11 protein-coding genes and 1 pseudogene are annotated in these 6,972 nt (G+C 35.0%); 10 read left to right on the top strand and 2 right to left on the bottom strand.

The genetic code is table 11. From position 1 onward, the window contains the following. Window positions 1–236: 236 nt before the first annotated feature. Window positions 237–539, bottom strand: coding sequence for a helix-turn-helix domain-containing protein (locus tag ACFINE_RS08910; RefSeq protein ID WP_100128398.1), 303 nt, complete (start codon window positions 537–539; stop codon window positions 237–239). Window positions 540–630: 91 nt separating this feature from the next. Between ACFINE_RS08910 and ACFINE_RS08905 the strand changes: the two genes are divergently transcribed. The 3 genes from ACFINE_RS08905 to ACFINE_RS08895 are packed head-to-tail and all read left to right on the top strand — an operon-like array spanning window position 631 to window position 1,961. Further along, window positions 631–882, top strand: a complete 252-nt coding sequence (locus ACFINE_RS08905; RefSeq protein WP_375621784.1) for a helix-turn-helix domain-containing protein — start codon at window positions 631–633, stop codon at window positions 880–882. Window positions 883–892: 10 nt separating this feature from the next. Continuing rightward, window positions 893–1,720, top strand: coding sequence for a hypothetical protein (locus ACFINE_RS08900; RefSeq protein ID WP_375621783.1), 828 nt, complete (start codon window positions 893–895; stop codon window positions 1,718–1,720). Window positions 1,721–1,730: 10 nt separating this feature from the next. Further along, the gene (locus tag ACFINE_RS08895; protein ID WP_208434686.1) at window positions 1,731–1,961 is read left to right on the top strand and encodes a hypothetical protein; all 231 of its coding nucleotides are present in this window, start codon (window positions 1,731–1,733) and stop codon (window positions 1,959–1,961) included. 87 nt (window positions 1,962–2,048) lie between these two features. Here the strand turns inward: ACFINE_RS08895 and ACFINE_RS08890 are convergent, their stop codons facing one another. Further along, window positions 2,049–2,720: a hypothetical protein gene (locus tag ACFINE_RS08890; protein ID WP_375621782.1), complete on the bottom strand. Its 672-nt coding sequence runs from the start codon at window positions 2,718–2,720 to the stop codon at window positions 2,049–2,051. 66 nt (window positions 2,721–2,786) lie between these two features. Here ACFINE_RS08890 and ACFINE_RS08885 point away from each other — a divergent pair, with 66 nt between their 5' ends. The 7 genes and pseudogenes from ACFINE_RS08885 to ACFINE_RS08855 form a co-directional block, all read left to right on the top strand. Beyond that, window positions 2,787–3,260 (top strand): crossover junction endodeoxyribonuclease RuvC, encoded by a 474-nt coding sequence (locus tag ACFINE_RS08885; protein ID WP_375621781.1) that lies wholly within the window; start codon window positions 2,787–2,789, stop codon window positions 3,258–3,260. Then, entirely contained in the window at window positions 3,250–3,603 is a 354-nt protein-coding gene (locus tag ACFINE_RS08880; RefSeq protein WP_375621780.1) for a DUF1376 domain-containing protein, read from the top strand. The genes ACFINE_RS08885 and ACFINE_RS08880 overlap by 11 nt, the downstream gene beginning before the upstream one ends. Then, on the top strand, window positions 3,593–4,729 hold the full coding sequence (locus ACFINE_RS08875) for a hypothetical protein (RefSeq protein WP_375621779.1): 1,137 nt from the start codon (window positions 3,593–3,595) through the stop codon (window positions 4,727–4,729). The genes ACFINE_RS08880 and ACFINE_RS08875 overlap by 11 nt, the downstream gene beginning before the upstream one ends. Before the next feature lie 220 nt (window positions 4,730–4,949). Beyond that, window positions 4,950–5,279 carry a hypothetical protein gene (locus tag ACFINE_RS08870; protein WP_375621778.1) on the top strand — a complete coding sequence of 110 codons (330 nt, stop codon included), beginning with the start codon at window positions 4,950–4,952 and terminating at the stop codon, window positions 5,277–5,279. Next, a complete protein-coding gene (locus ACFINE_RS08865; protein ID WP_375621777.1) occupies window positions 5,266–5,718 on the top strand; it encodes a hypothetical protein in 453 nt (150 codons plus the stop codon). The genes ACFINE_RS08870 and ACFINE_RS08865 overlap by 14 nt, the downstream gene beginning before the upstream one ends. A 344-nt stretch (window positions 5,719–6,062) precedes the next feature. Continuing rightward, window positions 6,063–6,569, top strand: coding sequence for a hypothetical protein (locus ACFINE_RS08860; protein ID WP_120100860.1), 507 nt, complete (start codon window positions 6,063–6,065; stop codon window positions 6,567–6,569). Window positions 6,570–6,653: 84 nt separating this feature from the next. Then, a pseudogene (locus ACFINE_RS08855) lies at window positions 6,654–6,972 on the top strand (hypothetical protein); the annotation flags it as partial.

The raw sequence follows: 6,972 nt of genomic DNA, 5'->3' as shown, positions 1-6,972 counted from the left end.
TCAGAATTTATAAACACTGGTTTATTCACAAATGCCTCCATACTGCCTATTGGCAAAAGTTATTTTCTAAGATATGGGATATTTGATACCAAAACGGTAATTTAAAGTCAATACCAAAATGGTTATTTTTTTTATTTTATATTTTTTTAGAGTAGAAAAAATGGATGAAAAATGGTCAATTAATACGCAAATATTAGAACTATGGGATAAATTGACAGAAGATGAAAAAAGAGAGTTTATTCTTTTTTATCTTGATAAAATGAAGAAAGGAGATCAAGAAGTTTAACCTTATTATCGTAGCTTAGATGCTCTAACATATCTTCAATTTGTTCATCTAAGCTATTAGGCTTATTTCCTGAAAACAACAGTTGTTTGGGGGTAATTTTTAAGTGTGGCGCCAAACGTACAGCCCACTCCTTTGTTAATTTTCGTTGTCCATTTTCTAAACGAAAAATTTGTGGCTGACTAGTCCCTACCAATTCGGCTAATTCTTTTGAAGTTAAACCTACTTTTTGTCTGAAAAATTTCAAATTATTCATGATTCTTATCCTAATTAAAAAAAATATCCTTTCAAATGCCAATATGGTAAAATATGCTTGTCTTAATAATACCAATATGGTAAAAAGAGGAATGTCTAAACTAAAACTGTATTTATCAAAGAATAATATTACTTATGCCGAGTTTGCGATTTTGGTAGGTGTTACACAAGCATCTATAGCACGCTATGTGAATAAGAAGCGATTTCCGCATCCTAGGATAATACAAAAAATAGCAGAAGTTACTGATAATTACATAAGTCCTAGCGATTGGTATCAAGAGAATTTTTCTTCAATTTCTAAAAGTCGCGGTGTTGATCAGACCGGAGAAACTTTACAGCATTAAGGAGATCAAAATGAGTTCGAATGAAATTTTATGGATAGCAGTGGTTTCAGTTTTGCTTTTAAGCGGAGTGATGTTTCGTATTGCATTGCATTATCGCGATCAAGTTAAAGCACTTAAAGAGCAGGTTCAAGATATTAAGAAAAAAATGAAAGAGAATGAGTTTAGGTATTTAAAGGAAAGCAAGCAGACAATTGATGAATGTGATGCGGATCTTGAAGAACGTGACAAGGAAATTAAACAACTGAAGCAAGAGATTGAAGAACTAAAACAAAAGATAGATGCGTATCGAGAAGATTTTACACGGAAAAGTGAAAAGATACAGGCACTAAAAGCAGATGTTCAATCACGTGATACGGAAATTAAAGAATTGAAACAAAAGATAGAAGAACATGACGACGAGGAAATTGATGAACTGAAGCAAGAGATTAAAGAACGTGAGGAGGAAATTAAAGAATTGAAGCAAAAGATAGATGCGTACCGAGAAGAGTTTAAACGGAAAAGTGAAAAGATACAGGCACTAAAAGCAGATGTTCAATCACGTGATACGGAAATTGAAGAACTGAAACAAAAGATGGAAGAATGTGACGACGAGGAAATTAAAGAACTGAAGCAAGAAATTAAAGAACTCGAAGTAGATGTGCAATTACGCGACGAGGAAATTGAAGAACTGAAACAAAAGATGGAAGAATGTGACGACGAGGAAATTAAACAACTGAAGCAAGAGATTAAAGAACGTGACGAGAAAATTCAAAGACTAACACAAGAGCTTAAACAGCGTGATGAAGCAGTAAAAGCGCCGGCTCATAAGAATAAGAAGAGTAAGAAGAAGGGTAAGTGAGGAGAGAAAGATGAGTTTAGTAGCAATTATTACGTTTTTTACTACCAATGCGGTTATGTTCTTTTGTGTTATCGCTATGTTCTTTTTTGTTTTGCTCTATCGCAATAGAGAACAAGAGCTCAAAACAGAACTGAAGGAAAAAGATATATTAATTGTAAAGTTAAATATGTCAATTGAAGAGTTGAAAAAGAAAGTACAAGAAAGAAGAGTTATAGGAACCTTTGGAGGTTATGATTCATGAAAAAGAACAAACTAATAAATACTTTTATCTTCTCACCTTAATAGGTGAGAAGATAAGTAAAACCTAATTCCCAATCTTATAAGATTATCATCGTTGATGACTTAATTTTCGAAAAAAGCTGGGCCAAAAGCGAACTTCAAGTGTTTTATGTGGGTCATATGATGAAGTATGTTCTAAGATAAAGATCGGAACGGATAGTTTATCATGATTTTCTGTTTCTATGGAGCGAATTTTTAATTCCCATCGAAAACTATACCCACCATTCACTGTAAATAGGTCAATTCCTCTTTCTAATACGTTGTTTTGGATGACAGGATTTGTTGTAACGGGAGTTATTAAATCGATACATTTGGGAGATGTTTTAAGAATGCTTCTTGGAGAGCTTTGAGAGTATGGATAAGGAGTTGGATAGAATGCTTGAACGAATTCGAAAGGGCTATTTTCATCTATTCGTATATAGTTCATTTTCATTGGTCGGTCTGTGGGGTTTTTGATGGAAAATTCTATGAGAATACCTTCTGGTGATAGATCTTCAGGTTTAAGATTAAAGATCTCAACTTTCATCTTTGGTCCTAAACCTTCTGCTATGTTTTCTGTCCACAAAGTTTCTAAGGAATTTCTTATCATTTGGGGAAGGTCTTTTTTCAATATACTTTGTCTTTTGAATGTTGCGAGTTCTGTTTCAATGTTATTCAATTTATTGTTCATGTTAATTGTAATGTCAGTTAATTCTACAAAATTTTCTTGCATATTTCTCATATCTCTTTCTCCTCCGCTTTGGGAAAACAGTAATTTTATAAAATACGTTTTGTATGGAGATGAGCGGTGATTAACACGATTCTTTGTTTTGATCTAGGTACCAAAACGGGGTGGGCGATACGTGGTGCAAGTGGTGACATGTTCAGTGGTACCGTGAATTTTCAATCGCGCCGTTTTGAAGGCGGTGGAATGCGTTACTTGCGTTTTAAACAATGGCTATCAGAAATAAAGCAGACAGCAGGTCAAATTGACGTGGTGTATTTTGAAGAGGTGAGGCGTCATAAAGGTACAGATGCAGCGCATATTTACGGTGGTTTGTTAGCAACGTTAACGGCGTGGTGTGAACAGCATCAGATACCGTATGAGGGGATACCAGTAAGTACAATTAAGAAAGCGACGACAGGCAAGGGGAATGCGTCGAAAGAAGAGATGATTAAGGCGGTGCGTGCAAAAGGGCACAATCCGAAAGATGACAACGAAGCAGATGCTTTAGCAATTTTATATTTAGTTAAAGAAAGGGAATTGGGGTATGTCCATTAAATTACCATGGACGAGGCTTTTTGCATACAAATGGCTTCTTACTCTTGGTTGTTTGTCGCCGACCGAGAAATGTATCTATGTCATGTTGCGACTTCTAATGCTCCATACTGGTGAACCTATTTTAAAGGACTTAACGGTATTAGCTTTTTGGGTTGGTTATCCAGTAGAAGAGTTTGAAGCAGCTTTGAATTCCTTGATTGAAGGTGGATTCATCATACGTTTAGACAATGGTGGGTTGTGGAATTCAGAAGTTGAAAAAGAACTCAACAGTCTCAGTGAAGAAGAGCTAGATAATTTCACTTGCAATAATAATAAAGAAAGGGAGGTGAAGTATGTCAACTAAGTTGCCATGGACGAGGCTTTTTGCAGACCAGTGGGCAATTGTTGTTGATTATTTGCCTGCTGTAGAGGGAAATATCTATATGCGATTACGGTTACGTATGTTGCGTACTGGTGAACCTCTTTTTTATAATATTAAAGTTTTATCTCATTACACTGGTTATTCAGTGAAGAAGTTTGAAGCGGCACTGAATGTTTTGCTTGAAGAAGGATATCTCATTCGTTTAGCAGATGGTCGCTTGTGGAATTTAGATGTTGAGGAAGAACTCAATAACTCTAATGAGAATTTAGATAAAGCTTCGGAAAAGGCTTCAAAAGCAGCAAAAGCTAGATGGGATAAAAACAAAGATAAAAGTAATGATGATGCACGTGCAATGCATGAGCAATGCACAAGCAATGCATACGCAATGCACGAGCAATGCTTGGAAATGCACAATAACATTAACAATAACAATAACAAAAAAAATAAAAATATTATTTTATCAAAAAGAGAAATTGATTTTGAAAATTTAGAAACAAACGATTTGGTTGACGAGCCAATCGAATGTGATGTTGAAAGCCAATCAGAACAAATCAAAACGATAGAAACCAAACAACCAATCATTCGCGAGCAAAATATCAATCTTTCAAACGAAGTTAACAACCGATGGCAAATTAACGAAGCGATGATTGCGAAATTGCCTTCACGAAAAGTTAAAAAGGTTGGAAAACAACTTTCAGAAATCGTTGATAAGATAATGCCTGCTTATTTTCCAGAGAAAGCAAACTTTTTTGAAGGAACAAAGAAAATAAGGGAAAAACAAGAAGTTGAAAGAATACTAGAAGATTTCAAACCCGATTTTCAATACGCAACTGAACAAGGATTAACGCATGATGAAGCCTTATCAGAATTTGAAAAATTTGTACGCTTTTCAAAATCCAACCCATGTCGAAATGCAAATGAACGCGATTGGCAAAGCGCTTGGGATAATTGGATTACGCATCCAGAATATGGATTGGTAATTAAGAAACACAAAAAATCAGAAGTGAAAAAACTATATGAAAGCGCATGTTATAAACCACCGTCAAACAATTTCGCAAATAACCTTTCAGAAAGCTTCAATCAACTTGCAACAGCGATCTACGCTTAAAGACACTTATGGATCCGAAAAAAACAGCAAAGTAGTGAAGTTTGCTGATGATTTTGAGAATAGATATGCGTTTAAATTGACAGAAAGGCACCGTACAGAGCGATTTAAAGATTTTGTGATAAAAACCACATTGAAATTAAAAACGCTTCTGTACGGTCCATTTTGAGGCAAATAAACCCATTGGTAAAGTTATGGATTTAGATAGGGGATATTAAACCAGATGTTTTTAAAAAAACGTAAACAGAAGGGGGAAAAAAAGTGGGTTGCAACGGCGGTGGGGCATGCCCCATGGGGATTAGGGGTAGCAGAGTATTTTTACAATCTCTATGAATACGAAGATGGTATGAGAGAATATGAGGAATTCGATGGTGGTCAGTATCATGAGATGCCTGAGAATGTTGATTACAGTACCAAGGCGCAAGTGAAAGCTTGGATATATGGGGGTGGTATTCCGAAAAGCGTTCTCAATTACGAACCTCTTATAGATGAGATCAATAAAGAGATCAAAAAATTATCAAAAACCGCAGGAAATAAATATGTTTACAGATAAGCAGCTAAGAGCCTTGTTTGGTATTATAATTTTTATATTTTTATGCTTTTTAGAAATTAAAAAAAATCCCTATTTTATCCAAGGTATTTTGATATTTGCATCTTTTGGTTTGATAATAATAACAAATATTTTTGTAATTTTATGCAATTCTCATATTCCTTTTGAGTTGCAGAACAATCCAAAATATAAAGATGATGATACAACAGGTTGGAAGATATTAACACGTGATTTACAACAGTATTTGCACAGACTCTTAAAGCTAATAAGTTTAGCACTTGTCGTTTTAATTTTTCCAAATAGTTATACTGTATTTTGGTATTTAGATATCGTTTTTTGGTACTTTTTTTTAGTTTATTCATTCTTCCTTATGTTGCATACACGCAGTTTAATAAACATGTCCATTTACGCACTACATTTTTATGCTAAAAACCAAAAGTAAAATTTAAAATCACTTGATATTCAATTAGGTAGGTATCAAAATGAAAAAAATTGAAAAAAATAAAAAATACGTATTGACTTTAAAGAAAAGGTCGTTTATTAAGGTTGGCAAGTGCTAAAAACACTTAATCGTAAGCGGTTAAACCACGTAAGGTTTTTCCCATTTCTTAAAATACTGACTTTCTTTTGTGCTATCATTGGCATATAACGATTTTGTCGGGTGTAGCTATACCATACAATACCCTTCGCGAGGGGAAAGTATAGCGGCGGACTTACGACCGTGTTTTTAGCGCCCGGCGCCCTTATGGGCTGTCAATTAAAAACCTAATTTCGTAAGGATTTATTATGCAAAATTCTGTAAAAAAATATCAACTCACCAATCAAACAATTCTTCGCGAAGGTAAAAAACTTTATCGCATTAAGGCGTTAAGAGATTTTGGTGATGTTAAAGCTGGTCAACTTGGTGGCTATATTGAATCTGAAGAAAATCTTTCCCATGATGGTAATTGCTGGGTTGGTGATCAGGCCATTGTTGTGAGCCCTGGTCGTGTTTACGAAAATGCGCAGGTTTATGGCAATGCAGGTGTTGGTGGTTTTGTATATGGTAATGCTCGCGTCTACGATTCAGCAAAGGTTTTTGCCAATGCCCATGTGTATGATAATGCCCATGTTTTCGATAGTGCAAAAATTGTAAGTAAAGTGCATGTTTATGAAAATGCCAATGCATGTGGCATGGCTATTGTTACTAAGAATATTTGTGGTGACACAATGAATAATGTTTATACAGAACGCCTTTCTCCTTATGGTGAAATTTGCTTTGTTATGTGTCGTCCCCATAGGAAAACAGCTTAAATAACGGCGCGGGCGCGGCGGGGGCGCCTCCTTATAACCATTTCATTTAAAAATTTGTTTGAATATTAGATTAGGGAGCTACCTATGACCACTAAAAATGTATCTAAAAAATATGAGCTTATAAATGAAAGTCACGTTAAAGGGATTACTTTATACCGCATTCGTGCTTTAAAAGACTTTGCTGATGTTAAAGCTGGTGATTTAGGCGGCTTTATTGAAAAGGAAGATAACCTTTCTCATGATGGAAATTGCTGGGTTTATGATAATGCTTGTGTTGTAAAATCTGGTCGTGTTTATGAAAATGCAAGGGTATATGGCAACGCTGTCATTGGTGGTTTTGTTTATGGCAATGCGCATGTATATGATAAAACCCGCGTGTATTTTGGAGCTCATGTTTATGATA

This window comes from Bartonella sp. AA97HXZ (assembly GCF_042196985.1).
Taxonomy (GTDB): Bacteria; Pseudomonadota; Alphaproteobacteria; order Rhizobiales; family Rhizobiaceae; genus Bartonella.
Note: the sequence above shows the minus strand (reverse complement) of the source record. Positions and strands in the feature narration are given on the sequence as shown.